At 71.6% G+C, this 19,607-nt stretch carries 17 protein-coding genes; 13 read left to right on the plus strand and 4 right to left on the minus strand.

The window, feature by feature from the left end:
- The first annotated feature begins 104 nt into the window (after window positions 1–104).
- From ACIBJC_RS11075 to ACIBJC_RS11105, 7 genes are all read left to right on the plus strand, one after another.
- The gene (locus ACIBJC_RS11075) at window positions 105–350 is read left to right on the plus strand and encodes a helix-turn-helix transcriptional regulator (RefSeq protein WP_329828756.1); all 246 of its coding nucleotides are present in this window, start codon (window positions 105–107) and stop codon (window positions 348–350) included.
- A complete protein-coding gene (locus ACIBJC_RS11080; protein WP_399290475.1) occupies window positions 350–880 on the plus strand; it encodes a hypothetical protein in 531 nt (176 codons plus the stop codon). Before ACIBJC_RS11075 ends, ACIBJC_RS11080 begins: the two co-directional genes overlap by 1 nt.
- Window positions 881–1,064: 184 nt before the next feature.
- Window positions 1,065–2,597 (plus strand): aldehyde dehydrogenase family protein, encoded by a 1,533-nt coding sequence (locus ACIBJC_RS11085; protein WP_399290477.1) that lies wholly within the window; start codon window positions 1,065–1,067, stop codon window positions 2,595–2,597.
- A 133-nt stretch (window positions 2,598–2,730) separates the two neighbouring features.
- Window positions 2,731–4,371 carry a GMC family oxidoreductase gene (locus tag ACIBJC_RS11090; protein WP_399290479.1) on the plus strand — a complete coding sequence of 547 codons (1,641 nt, stop codon included), beginning with the start codon at window positions 2,731–2,733 and terminating at the stop codon, window positions 4,369–4,371.
- On the plus strand, window positions 4,368–5,576 hold the full coding sequence (locus ACIBJC_RS11095) for a glycine betaine/L-proline ABC transporter ATP-binding protein (protein ID WP_399290481.1): 1,209 nt from the start codon (window positions 4,368–4,370) through the stop codon (window positions 5,574–5,576). Before ACIBJC_RS11090 ends, ACIBJC_RS11095 begins: the two co-directional genes overlap by 4 nt.
- Window positions 5,573–7,630, plus strand: a complete 2,058-nt coding sequence (locus ACIBJC_RS11100; RefSeq protein ID WP_399290483.1) for an ABC transporter permease — start codon at window positions 5,573–5,575, stop codon at window positions 7,628–7,630. Before ACIBJC_RS11095 ends, ACIBJC_RS11100 begins: the two co-directional genes overlap by 4 nt.
- 1 nt (window position 7,631) lies before the next feature.
- Window positions 7,632–8,609: an ABC transporter substrate-binding protein gene (locus ACIBJC_RS11105; protein ID WP_399290485.1), complete on the plus strand. Its 978-nt coding sequence runs from the start codon at window positions 7,632–7,634 to the stop codon at window positions 8,607–8,609.
- A 59-nt stretch (window positions 8,610–8,668) separates the two neighbouring features.
- Here ACIBJC_RS11105 and ACIBJC_RS11110 read toward each other — a convergent pair whose 3' ends face one another.
- On the minus strand, window positions 8,669–9,805 hold the full coding sequence (locus ACIBJC_RS11110; protein WP_399290487.1) for a methyltransferase domain-containing protein: 1,137 nt from the start codon (window positions 9,803–9,805) through the stop codon (window positions 8,669–8,671).
- Window positions 9,806–10,024: 219 nt separating this feature from the next.
- Here ACIBJC_RS11110 and ACIBJC_RS11115 point away from each other — a divergent pair, with 219 nt between their 5' ends.
- From ACIBJC_RS11115 to ACIBJC_RS11125, 3 genes are all read left to right on the plus strand, one after another.
- Window positions 10,025–10,309: a hypothetical protein gene (locus ACIBJC_RS11115; RefSeq protein ID WP_399290489.1), complete on the plus strand. Its 285-nt coding sequence runs from the start codon at window positions 10,025–10,027 to the stop codon at window positions 10,307–10,309.
- The gene (locus ACIBJC_RS11120; protein ID WP_399290491.1) at window positions 10,309–11,496 is read left to right on the plus strand and encodes a glutathionylspermidine synthase family protein; all 1,188 of its coding nucleotides are present in this window, start codon (window positions 10,309–10,311) and stop codon (window positions 11,494–11,496) included. Before ACIBJC_RS11115 ends, ACIBJC_RS11120 begins: the two co-directional genes overlap by 1 nt.
- Window positions 11,497–11,581: 85 nt before the next feature.
- Window positions 11,582–12,958, plus strand: coding sequence for a hypothetical protein (locus ACIBJC_RS11125; RefSeq protein ID WP_399290493.1), 1,377 nt, complete (start codon window positions 11,582–11,584; stop codon window positions 12,956–12,958).
- 84 nt (window positions 12,959–13,042) lie between these two features.
- Here ACIBJC_RS11125 and rocD read toward each other — a convergent pair whose 3' ends face one another.
- Complete coding sequence (gene rocD / locus ACIBJC_RS11130) at window positions 13,043–14,248, minus strand: ornithine--oxo-acid transaminase (RefSeq protein ID WP_399290495.1); 1,206 nt, start codon at window positions 14,246–14,248, stop codon at window positions 13,043–13,045.
- Between the two features lie 256 nt (window positions 14,249–14,504).
- Here rocD and trpS point away from each other — a divergent pair, with 256 nt between their 5' ends.
- A complete protein-coding gene (gene trpS / locus ACIBJC_RS11135; protein WP_399290497.1) occupies window positions 14,505–15,518 on the plus strand; it encodes a tryptophan--tRNA ligase in 1,014 nt (337 codons plus the stop codon).
- A 212-nt stretch (window positions 15,519–15,730) separates the two neighbouring features.
- Window positions 15,731–16,321 carry a 2'-5' RNA ligase family protein gene (locus ACIBJC_RS11140; protein WP_399290499.1) on the plus strand — a complete coding sequence of 197 codons (591 nt, stop codon included), beginning with the start codon at window positions 15,731–15,733 and terminating at the stop codon, window positions 16,319–16,321.
- Between the two features lie 55 nt (window positions 16,322–16,376).
- Here ACIBJC_RS11140 and ACIBJC_RS11145 read toward each other — a convergent pair whose 3' ends face one another.
- A complete protein-coding gene (locus ACIBJC_RS11145) occupies window positions 16,377–17,186 on the minus strand; it encodes an SDR family NAD(P)-dependent oxidoreductase (RefSeq protein WP_399291180.1) in 810 nt (269 codons plus the stop codon).
- 114 nt (window positions 17,187–17,300) lie between these two features.
- Here ACIBJC_RS11145 and ACIBJC_RS11150 point away from each other — a divergent pair, with 114 nt between their 5' ends.
- Window positions 17,301–18,254 carry a YihY/virulence factor BrkB family protein gene (locus ACIBJC_RS11150; protein ID WP_399290501.1) on the plus strand — a complete coding sequence of 318 codons (954 nt, stop codon included), beginning with the start codon at window positions 17,301–17,303 and terminating at the stop codon, window positions 18,252–18,254.
- Here ACIBJC_RS11150 and ACIBJC_RS11155 read toward each other — a convergent pair.
- Window positions 18,217–19,524: a D-alanyl-D-alanine carboxypeptidase family protein gene (locus ACIBJC_RS11155; RefSeq protein WP_399290503.1), complete on the minus strand. Its 1,308-nt coding sequence runs from the start codon at window positions 19,522–19,524 to the stop codon at window positions 18,217–18,219. The two genes, ACIBJC_RS11150 and ACIBJC_RS11155, sit on opposite strands and share 38 nt — an antisense overlap.
- Window positions 19,525–19,607: the final 83 nt, after the last annotated feature.

Below are 19,607 nucleotides of genomic sequence, written 5' to 3' on the forward strand. Positions count from 1 at the left end.
CCACCGGCGGTACGGGGCCTTTCTGGTCTGCCGGGCCGCCGGTCTGTCGGTCTGTCAGTCCGCCGAGGTTGTCAACGTCCTCATAAATGTAGTACTTCTTATACATGAGCGAGCAGGTGCACAACAGGTTGGCCGTGGTGAGGGCTGAACGGAAAGTGTCCCGTCAGCAGTTGGCCGAGGCAGTGGGAGCCCACTACCAGACCGTCGGCTACATCGAGCGCGGGCAGTACAACCCCAGCCTCGACCTGGCCTTGAGGATCGCGGAGTACTTCAGCCTCCCCGTGGAGGCGCTGTTCTCCCTCGAACCTTTCAGCCCGCTCACGCACGAGGTCTACGGGAGGAAGCAGTGATGACCGCACGCGAGACACCGGCACCGGCAGCGGCGCCCACGACGTACGACCGGCGTATGCACGCGCTGATGAACCGGGGCGAGGCCCGGACGTTCCACGCGACGGCAGCCCGCAGGAGGCTGGTCGTCGGCGCCCATGTCGTGCTGACCGCGCTCATGGCCGGCTCCTGGGGCGTGGCGCAGGCCATGGACCGGACCTGGCCGCTCTTCGTGATGATCGGGCTGCTCCTGCCCTGGTGCCTGGCGACCGGCATCCTCAACGGCGCCACGCGCGGGCTGCTGGAGCTGCGCGGCCGGATGCTGGACGAGCGCCAGCGCGCCGAGCGCGACCTGATCAGGGCGCGCGCCCACGGGATCACCCTCCGCCTGCTGCTGGGGGGCGCCTTCGTCTTCATCGTGCTCCACGCGCTCGGGGACCGGGACGTGACGGTATCGCTGTCGTACGCCCTGGTCGTGGCCCTGGCCGTGCACTGGCTGGTGCCGCTGTGGCTGGCCGGTCTCCAGGCGCGGGACGAGCCCGCCGAGGACTGACCGCAGCATCTGCGGACCGGCGTACGGCGTGACCTACGGCGTGACGTCCGTCCGACGTACGGCGTGACGTCCGTCCGACGTACGGCGTGAGCGAAAGAGACACAGAGCACTTTCGGTCACGCCGTACGCATGCTTTCCACCCCCCTGGGCAGATGCCTGAATCGCCAGTTGTCGCTGGTGAGGAATGTTCCGGGAATGGAAGGCAATACGCGACGTGTCGGCACAACAGACGATTCATGTGGACGGAAAGTGGCGTGAAGCCGCGTCCGGCGCCACGCGGGACATCCTCGACCCCGCCGACGCGACGGTGCTCGCCGTCGTGTCCGAGGGCGGGACCCAGGACACCGACGCCGCGGTCGCCGCCGCGCGTGCGGCCTTCGACCACGGCCCGTGGCCGCGTACCCCGGTCGCCGAGCGGGCCGGGCTGTTGCGCAGGACCGCCGACCTGCTGATACGCAACCGCGAGAAGATAGCGCTGCTGGAGAGCAGGGACTCGGGCAAGACCCTCGAAGAGGGGCGCGTCGACGTCGACTGCGTCGCCGACGCCTTCCGTTACTTCGCGGACCTCGTGATGAACGAGAGCGGCGGCCGGGTCGTCGACGCCGGCTCGGACACCGTCCACAGTGTGGTCGTCCACGAGCCCGTCGGGGTCTGCGCGCTGATCACCCCCTGGAACTACCCGCTCCTCCAGGCGAGCTGGAAGATCGCCCCGGCGCTCGCCGCGGGCAACACCTTCGTGATCAAGCCGAGCGAGATCACCCCGCTCTCCACGGTCGACCTCATCGACCTGCTCGCCGAGGCGGGCCTGCCGTCCGGCGTCGCCAACCTCGTCACCGGCGCCGGTGACCCGGTCGGCGCCCGGCTGTCCGCCCACCCCGACGTGGACCTCGTCTCGTTCACCGGCGGCCTCAGCAGCGGTACGAAGGTGATGCAGGCGGCGGCCCCCGGTGTGAAGAAGGTCGCCCTCGAACTCGGCGGCAAGAACCCGAACGTCGTCTTCGCGGACGCGTGCGCCACCGACGAGGGCTTCGACACCGCCGTCGACCAGGCGCTGAACGCCGCCTTCATCCACAGCGGCCAGGTCTGCTCCGCCGGTTCGCGCCTGATCATCGAGGAGTCGCTGCGCGAGCGCTTCGTCGCGGAGCTGGCCCGCCGTGCCGAGCGGATCCGGCTCGGCCGGGGCACTGAGGACGGTGTGGAGTGCGGCCCGCTCGTCTCCGCGCAGCAGCTCGCCAAGACCGAGGAGTACGTGGCCTCCGCGCTCGCCGAGGGCGCCGTCCTGCGCTCCGGCGGCAAGCGCCCCGAGGCGTCCGAGGTGCGGCCCGACGGCGGCTACTTCTACGAGCCGACCGTCCTCGACCAGTGCCACCGCGAGATGCGCGTCGTACGGGAAGAGGTCTTCGGCCCCGTCCTGACGGTGGAGACCTTCCGTACGGAGGACGAGGCGGTCGCCCTCGCCAACGACACCGAGTACGGGCTCGCTGGCGGCGTGTGGAGCGCGGACGCGGGGCGCGCGCGGCGCGTGGCAGGCCGGCTGCGGCACGGCACCGTATGGATCAACGACTTCCACCCGTACCTTCCGCAGGCCGAGTGGGGCGGATTCGGCAAGTCCGGCGTCGGGCGCGAGCTGGGACCCGCGGGGCTCGCCGAGTACCGCGAGGCCAAGCACGTCTACCAGAACCTCGCGCCGAGCCCGGTCCGCTGGTTCAAGGGCTGACGCGTACCGGACGCGTACCGGAGGCCCCGGATCCCCCAAGGGCCCCGGAACAGCACCGGAACAGGCCCGGAACCGCGCGGGAACAGCGCCGCAAGAACCTCGTACGACCCTCCAGCAGAGGAGCAGACCACCCATGGGCATGACGGACAGGACGGGCGCGGCGGAGCCGGCGGACACGACGGGCGCGGCGGACACGGCCGGCGCGGGGGACCCCGCCGCCCCCGCCGCGTCGGCCACGGCCACGTACGACTACGTCGTCGTCGGCGGCGGTACGGCGGGCTCGGTGATCGCCTCCCGGCTCACCGAGAACCCCGATGTCACCGTCGCCGTCATCGAAGGCGGCCCCTCCGACGTCGACCGCGAGGACGTGCTCACCCTGCGGCGCTGGATGGGCCTGCTGGGCGGCGAGCTGGACTACGACTACCCGACGACCGAGCAGCCGCGCGGCAACTCGCACATCCGGCACAGCCGCGCCCGGGTGCTGGGCGGCTGCTCCTCGCACAACACGCTCATCGCGTTCAAGCCGCTGCCGTCCGACTGGGACGAGTGGGCGGCGGCGGGCGCCGAGGGCTGGGACGCGGGCTCCATGGACCCGTACTTCCCCCGGCTGCGCAACAACGTCGTCCCGGTCGACGAGCGGGACCGCAACGCCATCGCCCGCGACTTCGTCGACGCGGCGCAGGCGGCGCTGGACGTCCCGCGGGTGGAGGGCTTCAACAAGAAGCCCTTCCACGAGGGCGTCGGCTTCTTCGACCTTGCCTACCATCCGGAGAACAACAAGCGCTCCTCCGCCTCCGTCGCCTACCTCCACCCCTTCCTCGACCGCCCCAACCTCCATCTGCTGCTGGAGACCTGGGCGTACCGGCTGGAGCTGGCGGGCACCCGCGCCACCGGCGTACGGGTACGGACGGCGGACGGCGAGGAGAAGCTGATCGAGGCCCGCGCCGAGGTCATCGTCTGCGCCGGCGCCGTCGACACGCCCCGGCTGCTGCTGCACTCCGGCATCGGTCCGCGCGCCGACCTGGAGAAGCTCGGCATCCCCGTCGTCCACGACCTGCCGGGCGTCGGCGAGAACCTGCTCGACCACCCCGAGTCGGTGATCGTCTGGGAGACCGACGGGCCGATCCCGGAGAACTCGGCGATGGACTCCGACGCGGGGCTCTTCGTCCGGCGCGACCCGGCGGCCGAGGGCCCTGACCTGATGTTCCACTTCTACCAGATCCCCTTCACCGACAACCCGGAGCGCCTCGGGTACGAACGCCCCGAGCACGGCGTGTCGATGACCCCGAACATCCCCAAGCCGCGCAGCCGCGGCCGGCTCTACCTCACGAGCGCGGACCCGCAGGTCAAACCCGCCCTGGACTTCCGCTACTTCACCGACGAGGACGACTACGACGGCCGTACGCTCGTCGACGGCATCAGAATCGCCCGCCGGGTCGCCGCCGCCGAACCGCTGTCGACCTGGCTCAAGCGCGAGGTCGCGCCGGGCCCGGAGGTCACCTCCGACGAGGAACTGAGCGAGTACGCCCGTAAGTGCGCCCACACCGTGTACCACCCCGCCGGCACCTGCCGGATGGGTGCCGCCACCGATGAACAGGCCGTCGTCGCACCCGATCTGCGGATCCGGGGACTCGAATCCATCCGTATCGCCGACGCGTCGGTCTTCCCGACGATGCCAGCGGTGAACCCGATGATCGGGGTCCTGATGGTCGGGGAGAAGTGCGCGGAACTGCTCATGGGGGCAGCCACCGAGGAGAAAGGGCTGATCCGATGAGTGAACTCGACCACACCAAGGCCACCACGGAAGGCGGGAGCCGTACGGACCGGCCGCCGGTCTTCGCCGTACGCGACCTGTGGAAGGTCTTCGGACCCCAGGCCACCCGCGTGCCCGCCGACCCGGAACTCGCCGCGCTCACCCCCTCCGAGCTGCGCGAACGCACCGGCTGTACGGCCGCTGTACGCGATGTCTCCTTCGACGTCCGCAAGGGCGAGGTCTTCGTCGTCATGGGCCTGTCGGGCTCCGGCAAGTCCACGCTCGTACGCTGTCTGACCCGGCTCATCGAGCCGACGTCCGGCGAGATCGCCATCGACGGCGAGGACGTCCTGTCGATGGACAGGACCCGGCTGCGCGCCCTGCGCCGGCACCGGGCCGCCATGGTCTTCCAGCACTTCGGCCTGCTGCCGCACCGCTCCGTCCTCGACAACGTCGCCTACGGTCTGGAGATCCAGGGCATGGGCCGCGCCGAGCGCCGCGAGAAGGCCGCCGAGGTCGTCTCCAAGGTCGGCCTCGACGGTCTGGAGGACCGCAGGCCGGGGCAGCTCTCCGGCGGTCAGCAGCAGCGCGTCGGACTGGCCCGCGCGCTCGCCGTCGACCCTCAGGTGCTCCTCTTCGACGAGCCGTTCAGCGCGCTCGACCCGCTGATCCGCCGCGAGATGCAGGAAGAGGTCATCCGGCTGCACAGCGAGGAGGGCCGCACGATGGTCTTCATCACCCACGACCTCAACGAGGCGCTGCGCCTCGGCGACCGCATCGCGCTGATGCGCGACGGCCGGATCGTGCAGCTCGGCACGCCCGAGGAGATCGTCGGGCACCCGGCCGACGCGTACGTACGGGACTTCGTCCGCGACGTACCCCGCGAACAGGTCATCACCGTACGGGCGGCCATGCGGCCCCGCGCCCCCGGGGACGCCGACACGGGCCCGGCGCTCGCCCCGACCGCGACCGTCTCCGAGGCGATCGAGGCGGTGGCCCGCTCCGGCGAGGCCACGGCACGGGTGGTCGACGGGAGCAGGCTCATCGGCGTCGTCGACCACGCGTGCCTGCTCGGGGTGGTCGCGGGCACCGCCGGTGTCGCGGGTTCCTCCGACGCCGCGGGTTCCTCCGGTGCTTCCGGTGCCTCCGGTGCCTCCGGTGACTCCGGTGACTCCGGTACGGACGCGGCGGCGCGGCCGGAGAACGGAGAGGCGGCCCTGCGATGACCGCCGCCACCGGCACGACCGCCCGCACCGGCTCCGCCACCGGACCCCAAGGGACCCCGGGGGGCTCCGGCGGCCCCGGGACCTCCGGGACCGCGGGGTCGGCCGCCGGCCTCGCGGCCACGCTGCGGCGCCGGCCCGGGCTCGGCAAACTCCTGCTGCTCGCGGTGTTCGCCGCCGTCCTCGTCCCGCTGGCCCTCACCCGCTGGCCCGGCACCGTCTGGCCCGAAGCGCTGACCGTCGACCTCTCCGCCCCGCTCGGCAGCGCCAGCGACTGGATCATCGACAACCGCGACAGCCACCCGCTCTTCCTCTACTTCTTCGGCTACCTCAGCAACGCCGTCGTCCTCTCCGTACGCGGCGTCTACCTGCTGCTGCTCGCCATGGGCTGGGCCGGGGTCACCGCCGCGGCCGGCCTGATCGCCTGGCGCGTCGCGGGTGTCCGGCTCGCCCTCACCGCGGCCGTCTCCGTCGCCCTGTGCGGGGTGCTCGGCATGTGGATACCGACGATGCAGACGCTCTCGCTGATGATCGTCGCCGTCGCCGCGTCCGTCGTGGTCGGCGCGCTCCTCGGGCTCGCCGCCGGCCTCTCCGACCGGCTGCACCGCGTGCTGCGCCCCGTACTCGACACCATGCAGGTGCTGCCCGCCTTCGCCTATCTGCTGCCCGTCGTGCTGATCTTCGGCATCGGCGTCCCCGCGGCGGTCCTCGCGACCGTCGTGTACGCGGCTCCGCCGATGGCCCGGCTCACCGCGCTCGGCCTGCGCGACGCCGACGGCGGCGTGATGGAAGCCGTCACCTCGCTCGGCGCGACGGCCAGGCAGCGGCTGCTGACCGCGCGCCTGCCGCTCGCCCGCAAACAGCTCCTCCTCGGCCTCAACCAGACGATCATGATGGCGCTGTCGATGGCCGTCATCGCGTCCGTGATCGGCGCCGGAGGGCTCGGCGACCGCGTCTACCAGGCGCTGGCCTCGGTCGACGTCGGCGCGGCGCTCGCCGCCGGGCTGCCGATCGTGCTGCTCGCCGTGGTCCTCGACCGGACGACCGCCGCCGCGGGCTCCGGACTCGACCGGCCCCCCGCTTCGTCGGCGGCGGACCGGCTGCGTACCGGATGGCTCGGCTGGGCCGCCGTGGTCGTGGCCGCCGCCCTCGTCGCGTTCGCCGGACGCCTCGCGGGCCGGCTCGACTGGCCCGAGAGCTGGATCGCCAACATCGCCGAGCCCGTCAACAGCGCCGTCGACTGGATGACCGCCCACCTCTACTCCGGCGTCCCCGTCATCGGCGGCACCGCCGACTGGGCCGGCCACTTCACCACCTGGGTGCTCGACCCGCTGCGCGGCGGACTCCAGGCGCTGCCCTGGTGGGCGCTGCTGCTGATCGTCGCCGCGCTCGCCCTGCTCATCGGCACCTGGCAGACCGCGCTCACCGCCGTCCTCGCCCTGGCCGCCATCGGCGTGCTCGGCGTGTGGAAGCCGTCGCTGGACACGCTCTCCCAGGTGCTGGCCGCCGTCGCGGTCACCCTGGTCATCGGCTTCGCCACCGGGATCGCGGCGGCCCGCAGCGCCCGCTTCGAAGCACTGCTCCGGCCCGTCCTGGACGTCTTCCAGACGCTGCCGCAGTTCGTCTACCTGATCCCCGTGGTCGCGCTCTTCGGCGTGGGCCGCGCCCCGGCGGTCGCCGCCGCCGTCGTCTACGCGCTGCCCGCCGTCGTACGCATCACCACCCAGGGGCTCCGCCAGGTCGACGCGGCGGCGCTGGAGTCCGCGCGCTCCCTCGGCGCGACCAGCGGCCAGCAACTGCGCCAGGTCCAACTGCCCCTCGCCGGACCGGCGCTGCGCCTCGCGCTCAACCAGGGCGTGGTCCTCGTCCTCGCCGTCGTCATCATCGGCGGCCTGGTCGGCGGCGGTGCGCTCGGTTACGACGTGGTGTTCGGCCTGGCCCAGGGCGACCTGGCGACCGGCCTGGTCGCGGGCGCGGCCATCGTCTGCCTCGGCCTGATGCTGGACCGGGTGACCCAGCCCACGGAACGCCGTGGCGGAGACAGGAAGGGGGCCTGACATGACGCACATCCGTACGCGTATCCGGACGGCCGGGGTCCTCGCCTCGGCGACCGCCCTGCTGGCCGTCACCGGCTGCGGCGCGGCCGACATGACCAAGCAGGCGTCGCCGTACGCCAACGCGCAGGGCTCGAAGACCGTCACCCTCTCCATACAGTCGTGGGTCGGGGCGCAGGCCAACGTGGCCGTGGCGACGTATCTGCTCGAACACGAGCTGGGCTACCGCGTGGACACCGTCCAGGTCGACGAGGTCCCCGCGTGGGACGCCCTCAGCCAGGGCCGGGTCGACGCGATCCTGGAGGACTGGGGCCACCCCGAACAGGAACAGCGCTACGTCAAGGACAAGAAGACGATCACCCCGGGCGGCGGGCTCGGGGTCACCGGCCATATCGGCTGGTTCGTCCCCACGTACTTCGCGAAGCAGCACCCGGACGTGACCGACTGGCGCAACCTCAACAAGTACGCGGACCAGTTCCGCACCCCGGAGAGCGGCGGCAAGGGCCAGTTGCTGGACGGCTCGCCGTCGTACGTCACCAACGACAAGGCGCTGGTGTCCAATCTGAAGCTGGACTACCAGGTCGTCTTCGCGGGGTCGGAGGCGGCGCAGATCACCCAGATGAAGCAGTTCGCCAAGGAGAAGAAGCCCTTCCTCACCTACTGGTACACGCCGCAGTGGCTGTTCCAGAAGGTCCCGATGACCGAGGTCAAGCTCCCGGAGTACAAGGAGGGCTGCGACGCCGACCCGAAGAAGGTCGCCTGCGCCTATCCGCACACCCCGCTCCAGAAGTACCTGAACGCGGACTTCGCGAAGAAGGGCGGCGGCGCGGCGACGCTGCTGAAGAACTTCCACTGGACGACCGAGGCACAGAACGACGTCGCCCTGATGATCGCGGACCAGAAGCTCACGCCGGAGAAGGCGGCGGAGAAGTGGGTCAAGGCGAACGAGCCGACGTGGAAGAAGTGGCTCCCGAAGAAGTGACGACGTGAGCGGTACGGGGGGCTCCCCGTACCGCTCGGTCCTCGCGCGGCGGGTCCGGGCTACACCGGCCCCCAGCGGGGGCCGGTGTGCCGGTCTCCGCTCCAGATGTACTGCTCGTCCGGCGTACGCGTCATGCCGAAGTCGTAGAGCGACGGCGCCCCCGCGTCCTCCCACCTCCGCCACGCCCGTACGACGTCATCGGCCAGCCGCCGTGGCCCGGCCTGCCGGGTCACGGCCGGGCCGGCCGCCGTCCCGGCGAGGGTCGCCCAGGACGAACGGCCGTCGTGCAGCCGGGCGGTCGTACCGGTCCCGTCGGCCCCGCCGGGCTCCGTGGTGATCCGTACGTCGGGGAGCAGCACCCGCAGGACGAAGAGCAGATTCCCGTCCGCGAGCGTTCGCGGGTCCCTGGGGAAGGGGGACTCGGTCTCCGGCGGGACCGCCTCGCGGATCTCGTGGAACGCCCGGCCCTGACCGGTGGCGTACCGGCTGGGCATGAACATCCCCAGGCCCTGCATCCAGCCGGAGGCGGACCGGCCGTCGTCGGCCACCGTGAGCGCGACATGGCCGAGACGGCCCCACGGGGTGACGATCCGGCCGCCGGGGCGGGTCTGCTCCACCCAGGCCCAGGGCACCTCCTCCACCGCGTAGGTCGCGATCAGCCGGTCGTACGGTGCCCCTTCCCGCAGCCCGAGCGCCCCGTCGCCCACCCGTACCGACAGCTCCGCGCCCGCGTTCTTGATCCGCTCCTGCGCGGCGGCGGCGAGTTCGGCGTCGAACTCCACACTGGCGACCCGCCCGTCGCCCGCGCGCACCCCGAGCAGGGCGGCGTTCCACCCCGCCCCCGTGCCGAGTTCGAGCACCCGGTGGCCGGGTTCGGGCATCAGCGAGTCGAGCATGTCGGCCACGACCGGGACGCAGGACAGGCTGGACGTGGGCAGGCCGTCGGTGACCTGGATGACCGTGGAGTCGTACACCCCCGCGTACACGGCGTCCGCCCACGCCCGGGGGTCGGCGGCGCGGTCCACCCGTACGTACTCCTCGCCGCCCCACACCCAGACCCGCTCCGGCGCGAACAGGTCCCGGGGCACGGCGTCAACGGCCGCACGGACCCAGGGGGATTCCTCCGGCCAGCAGCCACGGGACGCCATGTCGGCCGCGAGCCGCCGCCGGTACGCGTCGATGTCCACGCCACCCACAGCGGTCTCCGTTCTCCCGTGTCGTGGAGTCTCCCGTGTCGTGGAGGAGATACGGAGATATCGTCGCGCATCGCCATCGCTCTGGGCAATGCCGTGCTTACTCTCTGGCGTCTACCCGCCAGAAGCGGCGCACCTTCCTTACAGCGGACCGAACCGCCCATCTAATGTGTTCGGACGGCCACCTGGCCGGAATCGAACACCACGGGGGAGGTGCGGCACATGACCGCACGGCAGCGGAAGTTGAGGTCGAGCACGGTCGTGCTGGGGTCCATGGGGGTACTGGCGCTCGCGCTCACGTCCTGCGGCTCGGAGCCCGACAAGCGGTGCGCCGACCGTACGACCAAGGAGACCCTGCCCAGCTCCCAGTGCAAGAGCGGTGGCAGCGGCTCGTACTACTACGGCGGCAACAGCAGCAAGGGCAAGGTCGACGGCGGCAGCTTCGACAAGTCGGCGGTCGACCGCGGCGGCTTCGGTTGCTCCGGTTCGGGGTCCGGCGGCGGCTGATGAAACGTCACACCATCGCCCCGCGCCCCGACTGGCAGCGCACCGTCGAGGAGCAGGGCGTCGTCTACCCGCTCACCCGCTACCCGGACGGCTCCCTGCGCCCGTACTGGGACGAGAGCGCCTACTACACCTTCACCCTGCCCGAGGTGGAGGCCCTCGAAGAGGTCGTCGAGGAGCTGCACGCCCTCTGCCTGGACGCCGCCGCGCACATCGTGACGCACGACCGCTTCGCCGACCTGGGCATCACCGATCCCCGGCTGGCCGGGCTGATCTCCGAGTCCTGGCGCCGGCGCGCCGAACTGCCCTCCCTGTACGGCCGGTTCGACCTGCACTACGACGGCACGGGACAGGCGAAGATGCTGGAGTACAACGCCGACACGCCCACCTCGCTGGTCGAGGCCGCGAGCGCCCAGTGGTTCTGGATGGAGGACCGTTTCCCCGGCGCCGACCAGTGGAACTCCCTCCACGAACGCCTCGTCGACGCCTGGCGGCAGCAGGCCGCCCTGCTCCCGCCGGGCCCCGTGCACTTCGCGCACTCCGACGGCGACGAACTGGGCGAGGACCTCATGACCGTCGCCTATCTGCGCGAGACCGCCGCACAGGCCGGTCTGGAGACCGAGGCGCTCTCCGTCGAGGAGATCGGCTGGGACCGGCTCTCCGGCCGCTTCGTCGACGACCGGCTCCGGTACATCCGTACCTGCTTCAAGCTCTACCCCTGGGAATGGCTGGCCACCGACCGCTTCGGCCCGCAGGTCCTGGACACCCTCGACAACGGCGGCGGTACGGGCGCCACCTGCTGGATCGAACCCGCCTGGAAGATGCTCCTCTCCAACAAGGCGCTCCTCGCGATCCTCTGGGAGCTGAACCCCGGCCACCCCCACCTCCTCGCCGCCCACCTCGACGGACCCCGCGAACTCGCCGCCTCCCGCGGCTACGCCGCCAAGCCGCTGCTGGGCCGCGAGGGCGCCGGGGTCACCCTCCACGAGCCGGGAAAGCCTCCGGTGGTACGGGACGAGGCGTGCTGCTACCAGGAACTGGCCCCGCTGCCCGCCTTCGACGGCAACCATGTCGTCCTCGGCGCGTGGGTGGTCGGGGACGAGGCGGCGGGGCTCGGCATCCGCGAGTCGGCGGGCCTGATCACGGACGAGTACGCGCGCTTCCTGCCCCACGTCATCCTGCCAACATGACCTGGGTCGGCCCCTGTTCACCGGATCGGGTTCTCTTTTCGCCGATCCCGACACGCCCGGGGGCCGTGCGCCGTACCGTCCCGGCATGCGCAAGTCACTGGTCCCCGGTCCCCGCGCGGAGCTGCTCTCCGTCGGGGACTGCGCCTCCCGCCCCACGCAGGAAGTCGCCGACGCGAGCGCCGCGAGTTTCGAGGTCTTCGTCCGCGCCGCCCTCGCGGACGCGTTCCTGAGAAAGACCCGGGACACCACCTCCGCGTGGCTGCGCTCGCCGGAGATGCACCACGACTGGCTGGACGCGCTGACCTTCGCGGCCGGTGAGCTGCAGATCGCCTGCGAGCGGCTGCGGTACCGGGGCGACGAGCGGCTGCGCGCCAACCAGCGGCGGCTGGAGCAGGTACAGACCCGGCTGGCGGAGGCGCGCCGGGTGCGGCGGGGCTACCAGGACGAGAACCAGCGGGCCGGCCGCGAGTGGCAGAACATGTGCGACGCCGTCTTCACCGCCCGGTCCTGGCTGCGCGGGGCCTACGGCGAGGAGGCCGACGCGGTGCGCAGGGCGCTGTGCGCGGAGCGCGGCATCCCCGAGGACGCCCCGTACCAGGAGCCCGCGCGGAACGCGCTGCACGGCATCGAGATCGCCTGCCGCGCCAAGCTGATCGATCCGCTGGTCACGGCGGACGTGGCCCGCCTGATGGCCGCCCCCGACCAGGCGTTCCGGCTCGTGGTCGCCAACGACGCCAAGGAGCAGGAGGAACGCAGCACGGCGCTACGGCACCCCCTGCTGCTGCGCCGCTGGGAGGCGGCCGTCCACGACCTGCTGACGGAGCTGGTGGACCGGGCGCGCGCCGACTCCACCACCGTCCTCGGCGACCTGGGGGACATCTCGGCCCTGACCGCCCAGGAGGTCTACACGCTCCTCAACAGCCGCCGCTTCTATGTGGCGTTGCAGTACCGGCTGACCGAGCTGGCCCGGATCGTCCGCCGGCTCACCGAGGACTGCCGGGCCCGCCAGGAGCGCCTGCGCGCCCCCTGGTACGCGGTGGAGGTGGAGGTGCGCGCGGAACTGGCGCGCCGTCACCCACGGGAGTACGCGTGGATCCGCCGGCAGATGGAGCCGTTCGGCACGCCGGTGGGCAGCCGCTCCCTCGACCCGGAGTGGGCGAACCACTCGCAGCGGCGGGGCGCGCTCAAGGCCCATGTGATGCGCTGCCTGGCGAGCGGCGTGTTCGAGCCGTACGTCCAGGACGAGCGCGGGCCCGCCGCGCCGGCGGTGGAGCCGTCCCTGTTCGCCGCGCAGATGCGGCGGAAGGTCGCGGCGGGCGAGATCAGCCTGAAGGGGGCGAAGAGCCGGCGGGAGAGGAACAACCGGCGCTGGAGAGCGGAACAGGAGGCCAGGGCCCAGCCGCAGGCCCAGGTCCCGCCGCAGCCGCAGGCCCCGACAGAGACCCGGGCCACCGCGCGCTGATCCCGCTCCGGGCGTACGGCGACAGTGCCCCGTACGCCCATACGCCGGTACCGCGCCGTACCGCGACCCTCCGCGCCGTACCACCTACTCCGCGAGCACCGCGCGCAACTGGTCGAGCCCCCAGTCCAGGTCCTCCTTGCTGATCACCAGCGGCGGGGCGATCCGGATCGTGGAGCCGTGTGTGTCCTTCACCAGGACACCCCGGTCCATCAGCCGCTCCGAGATCTCCCGGCCCGTCCCGTGCGTCGGCACGATGTCCACCCCGGCCCACAGCCCCCGGCCGCGTACCGCCGACACCGCCCCGCCCGCCGTCAGCAGCCCCAGCTCCCGGTGGAGGTGGTCGCCCAGCTCCGTCGCCCGCTGCTGGAACTCACCGGTCCGCAGCATCGCGATGACCTCAAGTGCCACCGCGCAGGCCAGCGGGTTCCCGCCGAACGTCGACCCGTGCTCGCCGGGCCTGTGCACCCCCAGCACCGCCGCCGAGGAGACCACCGCCGACACCGGGACCACCCCGCCGCCGAGCGCCTTGCCGAGCACGTACATGTCCGGCACCACGTTCTCGTGCTCGCAGGCGAAGGTCCTGCCCGTCCTGCCGAGCCCCGACTGGATCTCGTCCGCGATGAAGAGCACGTTCCGTTCCCGGGTCAGCGCGCGCACCCCGGCGAGATAGCCGGGCGGCGGGACCAGCACCCCGGCCTCGCCCTGGATCGGTTCCAGCAGCACGGCCACGGTGTTCTCGGTCAGCGCCTCGTCCATGGCCGTGAGGTCGCCGTACGGCACGATCTCGAACCCCGGGGTGTACGGACCGAAGTCCGCGCGGGCCTCCGCGTCCGTGGAGAAGCTGATGATCGTCGTCGTACGGCCGTGGAAGTTGTTGCCCGCCACGACGATCTTCGCCATGCCGTCGGGCACGCCCTTGACGCGGTACCCCCACTTCCTGGCGGTCTTCACCGCCGTCTCCACGGCTTCCGCGCCGGTGTTCATCGGCAGGACCATCTCCATGCCGCACAGGTCGGCCAGCTCCGTACAGAACTCCGCGAAGCGGTCGTGGTGGAAGGCCCGGGACGTCAGCGTCACCCTGTCCAACTGGGCCTTGGCGGCCTCGATGAGCCGCCGGTTGCCATGGCCGAAGTTGAGCGCCGAATACCCGGCGAGCATGTCGAGGAAGCGCCGTCCCTCGACATCCGTCATCCAGGCCCCGTCCGCCGAGGCGACGACGACGGGCAGCGGATGGTAGTTGTGCGCACTGTGGGCCTCCGCCGAGGCGATGGCGCTCTCCGTTGTCGACACGGGTCTCTCCGATCGGTCAGGGCAAGCTGGCAAGCGCTGCTGCTCCGAGGGGGGCAGAGCCCCACTTTCTTTCGTCGCACGCAGTCCGGACGATGAAAGCTTGCCCGTAACGGCACCTGATTGAACAGGTTCCCCGTTTCGGGCTCCGCCCACCGGCCTACCCGACGGGCACCGGCCGGCCTGCCGCCGCGTCGTCTCCCGGCCCCCTCCGGAGATCCGTTTCGAGCTGTCGGTCCCACCTGAGACAATGCTGAGCATGGCCTCTGAACGTCCTCGTGCCCTCTCCGGAATCCAGCCCACCGCAGGCTCGTTCCACCTCGGGAACTACCTCGGTGCGGTACGTCAGTACGTGGCGCTGCAGGAGTCCCATGACGCGTTCTACGTGGTCGTGGACCTGCACGCGATCACCGTTCCGCAGGACCCCGCCGCGCTGCGCGCCAACACGCGGCTGGCCGTCGCCCAGCTTCTGGCCGCCGGGCTCGACCCGCAGCGCTGCACGCTCTTCGTGCAGAGCCATGTTCCCGAGCACTCCCAGCTCGCCTGGGTCATGAACTGCATCACGGGCTTCGGCGAGGCGTCCCGGATGACGCAGTTCAAGGACAAGTCGGCCAAGGAGGGCACGGACCGCGCCACGGTCGGCCTCTTCACGTACCCGATCCTCCAGGTCGCGGACATCCTGCTCTACCAGGCCGACGCCGTCCCGGTCGGTGAGGACCAGCGCCAGCACATCGAGCTGACCCGTGACCTCGCGGAGCGCTTCAACTCCCGCTTCGGACCGACGTTCACGGTTCCGGCACCGCACATCGTCAAGGAGGTCGCCAAGATCTACGACCTCCAGGACCCCGCGATCAAGATGAGCAAGTCGGCGTCCACGCCGAAGGGCCTGATCAACCTGCTCGACGAGCCGAGGACGACGGCGAAGAAGATCAAGAGCGCCGTCACGGACACCGGCACGGAGATCCGCTTCGACGCGGCGGCCAAGCCCGGCGTGAGCAATCTGCTCACGATCTACTCCACGCTCACGGACACGTCCATCGCGGATCTTGAGCTGCGCTACGAGGGCAAGGGATACGGCGCGCTGAAGACGGACCTGGCGGAGGTGATGGTCGAATTCGTCACACCCTTCCGGACCCGTACGCAGGAATATCTGGACGACCCCGAGACGTTGGACGCTCTCCTGGCCGCAGGGGCGGAGAAGGCCCGTACGGTCGCCGCGGAGACGCTGGCCCAGGCGTACGGGAGAGTCGGCTTCCTGCCGGCCAAGCACTGAGCCAGGTGCCGGAAACCGGGGGCCGGAGGGGCGACCGTATGGACGAATCCGTGTGACGTGGGTACGTCGGACGGTTACGCCATGTACTGATGCCGGCCCCCGGTCCGGCGAGCGGTGGCCAGCACGGCCGTGCGACCGTCACACTGGCGGGCGGTGCGGGCGACAGAGACAGCCAACAGAAACAGATCGACACAGAGACTGAGGAGAACGACGTGGGGACCGTAACGCTCGGCGTTTCGATCGCGGTCCCGGAGCCCTACGGCACTCTGATCCAGGAGCGGCGTGCGAGCTTCGGTGACACCGCGGCGCACGCCATCCCCACGCATGTCACGCTGCTGCCGCCCACCGAGGTGGACGCGTCGGCGCTGCCCGCGATCGAGGCGCATCTCGCCGCCGTCGCGTCGGCAGGACGGCCCTTCCCCATGCGGCTCTCGGGCACCGGTACGTTCCGCCCGCTCTCCCCGGTCGTCTTCATCCAGGTCGTCGAGGGCGCGTCGGCCTGCGCCTGGCTCCAGAAGCGGGTCAGGGACTCCTCGGGGCCGCTCGTGCGCGAGCTCCAGTTCCCGTACCACCCGCATGTGACCGTCGCGCACGGCATCGCGGAAGAGGCGATGGACCGGGCCTACGAAGAGCTGTCGGAGTACGGGGCGCAGTGGAGCTGCACCTCCTTCGCGCTCTACGAACAGGGCGCGGACGGCGTCTGGCGCAAGGTGCAGGAGTACGCCTTCGGCGGCGGTACGGAGACGCCTCCGGTGCCCTCCCAGTCCGCCCCCGCCGACCACCCCGCCCCCCTGAGCCCTTAAGTCTCCTCAGCCCTTCCACAGGCCCTCGGAACCCTTCAGCGGCCTTCGGGCGGGTTCAGATGGGCAGCCTGCGGAAGAGCCCGCGCGGCAGCACCCGCAGCGCCGTCGCCAGCACCCGCAGCGCCCCCGGCACCCACACCGTCTCCGCGCCCCGCCGCAGCCCCGCCTCGACGGCCACGGCCACCTCCCCGGGCGTCGTCGCCAGCGTCAGGGCCGTCGGCGCCTGGGTATCGGCCGACGGGAGTTGGCCGGGCCGCGCCGGCGTCCAAGGCCGTACGAAGCCGGGCCGTACGACCATGACCCGTACCCCCGTGCCCTGCATCGCGTCCCCCAGCCCCTGCGTGAACGCGTCGAGGCCCGCCTTGCTCGACCCGTAGATGAAGTCGGCGCGCCGGGCCCGTTCCGCGGCCATCGACGAGAGCACCACCAGCGCGCCGTGCCCCTGCGCCTGAAGGGCCGCCGCGCACACCAGCCCGGCCGAGACCCCGCCCGTGTAGTTCGTCTGCGCCACCCGGGCCGCCGCCGGCGGATCCGCCTCGTCCCGCGCCTGGTCGCCCAGGACCCCGAAGGCGAACAGCACCAGATCGACCGGGCCCTCCGCGAAGACCTTCCCCAGCGACTCCGCGTGCGCCCCGGGGTCCAGGGCGTCGAACGCGAGGGTGCGGACCTCCGCGCCGCACCGGGTCCGCAGCCCGGCCGCGGCGGCCTCCAGCGCGGGGGAGGAGCGGCCCGCCAGCCAGACCGTACGAGTGCCGCGGACGATCAGCCGGCGCGCGGTGGCCAGGCCGATCTCCGACGTGCCGCCGAGGACGAGCAGGGACCGCGGGATACCGGAAGCGGGCGAGGCGCCGGAGGCGTCCTTCATCGGTGAGCGCATGAACGCGACGGTATCGCCAGGATCGCCCCATATCTCACTCTTGCGCGCTCTTGTCGCGATGCCCGCAGGGATACTCGTATGAATGGGGGTAGGCACCTCCTCATGGACTGGCTGAAAAACCTCCCTGTCATCGGTCCGGTCGTGGCACGGCTGATGCGGACCCACGCCTGGCGCTCGTACGAGAGGCTCGACCGGGTCCACTGGACGCGGCTCGCCGCCGCCATCACGTTCATCAGCTTCCTCGCGCTCTTCCCGCTGATCACCGTGGGCGCGGCGATCGGCGCCGTACTGCTCAGCCCGGGCCGGCTCGACCGGCTCCAGGAGAGCATCGCCAAGCAGGTCCCCGGCATCTCGCAGCAGCTCGACCTCAACGCCCTCGTCGCCAACGCGGGCACGGTCGGGCTGGTGGCGGGCGCGCTGCTGCTCTTCACCGGCATCGGCTGGATCGGCTCGATGCGCGAGTGCCTGCGGGCCGTCTGGGAGCTGGAGGACCCGCAGGACGGCAACCCCTTCCTCCTCAAGGGCAAGGACGGCGTGGTCCTGCTGGGCCTCGGCGCGGTCGGGCTCGCCTCGCTGGGCGCCTCGGGGCTCGGCTCGACGGCCGTCGGCTGGAGCGCCGGCAAACTCGGTATCCCCGAGGGCGGGGCGGGCGGCGTACTGCTCCAGGCCGCCGCCCTCGTGGTGGCGGTGCTGGCCGATTTCCTGCTGCTCCTGTACGTCCTGACGCTGCTGCCCCGCGTCCACCCGCCGCGCCGCCGGCTCGTCGTCGCCGCGCTGATCGGCGCCGTCGGCTTCGAACTGCTGAAGCTGCTGCTCGGCGGCTACATGAGGGGCGTGGCGACGAAGAGCATGTACGGCGCGTTCGGGGTGCCGGTGGCGCTGCTGCTCTGGATCAACTTCACGGCGAAGCTGCTGCTGTTCTGCGCCGCCTGGACGGCGACGCGGAGCAAGTCCGAGGAGGAGATCGAACCGACCGAGGGGGACGAGAACGATGAGGGGGACGGGGCGTACGGCGGCGCTACCCGCGCGGACGGCGCAGCGGCCAGCGCCGGTTGACCAGGTACCCCGTACCCGCCAGCAGGACCAGCGCCCCGCCCGTGACGCCGAGCGCGACCCCGGCCCCGCCCGTACCGCCGCCGTTCGCCGCCGCCACGGTCCTGGCGTGGCCGTCGGCCCCCGTGTCCGTCCCCACCTGCGTGGACTCCGGGGACGGGCTCGTACGGGCGGACTTCGGCGGCACCAGCACCCCGACCGGCTTCACCTTGCCGCTCGCCGCGAAGCCCCAGTCCAGCAGCCGCGCCGTCTCCTGGTAGACCGCGTGGGCCTCGGTGGACGACGGGTTCATGACCGTGACCAGCAGCTTCTTGCCGTCGCGTTCGGCGACCCCGGTGAAGGTGTTCCCGGCGTGCGTGGTGCTGCCGTTCTTCACCCCCGCGATGCCCCGGTACTGGGCGACCCCGCCCGCACCGGTCAGCAGCCGGTTGGTGTTCTGGATCTCGAAGTTCTCCCGTACGGGCTTGAAGCCCTCCTTCTTCTCGCCCTTCTCGGGCTTGGAGAACTCGCCGGGGAACTTGGCCGACTGCGTCGAGCTGTACTCCCGGAACTCCTTCTTCTGGAGGCCGGAGCGGGCGATCAGCGTCAGGTCGTACGCGCTGGAGACCTGGCCCTTCTCGTCGTAGCCGTCGGGCGTGACCACATGCGTGTCCAGCGCCTGCAACTCGTCGGCCTGCGCCTGCATCTCCCCGACCGTCTTCTCCACCCCGCCGTTCATGGCGGAGAGCACATGGACGGCGTCGTTGCCGGAACGCAGGAAGACGCCCAGCCACAGATCGTGGACCGAGTACGTGAGGTCTTCCTTCACCCCGACCAGGCTGCTGCCCGCGCCCACCCCCATGAGGTCGGCGTTGGTGACCTTGTGCTTCTCCGTCGCGGGCAGCTTCGGCAGCAGCGTGTCCGCGAAGAGCATCTTGAGCGTGGAGGCGGGCGGCAGCCGCCAGTGCGCGTTGTGCGACGCCAGTACGTCACCGGACTCGGCGTCCGCGACGATCCAGGACCGGCCGCTCAGCTTCTTCGGCAGCACCGGCACGCCCGCGCCGAGGTTCACCTGCGTACCCGCCTTGCCGAGCGGCGTCCCGCCGACCGTGGACATCGAGGCGGGCGGCTTCGGCTGCTTCTTGCCGGGCGCGTCGGCCCTGCTGTCGGCGGAGGCCGTGGGCGCCTCGGGTGCGTCGGGCGCCACGGTGGCCGCCGAGGCGGGCAGAGCGGTCAGCACGGGCAGCAGAGCGGCGGCGAGGACCGTCACGGCGGTCTTTTTCAGAGCGGGCACGACCGAGAACGTACATGCACCAGCCACGGATGGAGACACCGGCGGATCTCCCGGACCCCGCTGCCGCCGCCCGGAGGGCGACG

The organism is Streptomyces sp. NPDC050509 (assembly GCF_044457965.1).
Classification (GTDB): Bacteria; Actinomycetota; Actinomycetes; order Streptomycetales; family Streptomycetaceae; genus Streptomyces.

Bases quoted from the DNA above. Each gene is read 5' to 3' on its own strand.
- ACIBJC_RS11075 (WP_329828756.1), top strand. From the start codon at position 105: ATGAGCGAGCAGGTGCACAACAGGTTGGCCGTGGTGAGGGCTGAACGG.
- ACIBJC_RS11080 (WP_399290475.1), top strand. From the start codon at position 350: ATGACCGCACGCGAGACACCGGCACCGGCAGCGGCGCCCACGACGTAC.
- ACIBJC_RS11085 (WP_399290477.1), top strand. From the start codon at position 1,065: ATGTTCCGGGAATGGAAGGCAATACGCGACGTGTCGGCACAACAGACG.
- ACIBJC_RS11090 (WP_399290479.1), top strand. From the start codon at position 2,731: ATGGGCATGACGGACAGGACGGGCGCGGCGGAGCCGGCGGACACGACG.
- ACIBJC_RS11095 (WP_399290481.1), top strand. From the start codon at position 4,368: ATGAGTGAACTCGACCACACCAAGGCCACCACGGAAGGCGGGAGCCGT.
- ACIBJC_RS11100 (WP_399290483.1), top strand. From the start codon at position 5,573: ATGACCGCCGCCACCGGCACGACCGCCCGCACCGGCTCCGCCACCGGA.
- ACIBJC_RS11105 (WP_399290485.1), top strand. From the start codon at position 7,632: ATGACGCACATCCGTACGCGTATCCGGACGGCCGGGGTCCTCGCCTCG.
- ACIBJC_RS11115 (WP_399290489.1), top strand. From the start codon at position 10,025: ATGACCGCACGGCAGCGGAAGTTGAGGTCGAGCACGGTCGTGCTGGGG.
- ACIBJC_RS11120 (WP_399290491.1), top strand. From the start codon at position 10,309: ATGAAACGTCACACCATCGCCCCGCGCCCCGACTGGCAGCGCACCGTC.
- ACIBJC_RS11125 (WP_399290493.1), top strand. From the start codon at position 11,582: ATGCGCAAGTCACTGGTCCCCGGTCCCCGCGCGGAGCTGCTCTCCGTC.
- trpS (WP_399290497.1), top strand. From the start codon at position 14,505: ATGGCCTCTGAACGTCCTCGTGCCCTCTCCGGAATCCAGCCCACCGCA.
- ACIBJC_RS11145 (WP_399291180.1), bottom strand. From the start codon at position 17,186: ATGAAGGACGCCTCCGGCGCCTCGCCCGCTTCCGGTATCCCGCGGTCC.
- ACIBJC_RS11150 (WP_399290501.1), top strand. From the start codon at position 17,301: ATGGACTGGCTGAAAAACCTCCCTGTCATCGGTCCGGTCGTGGCACGG.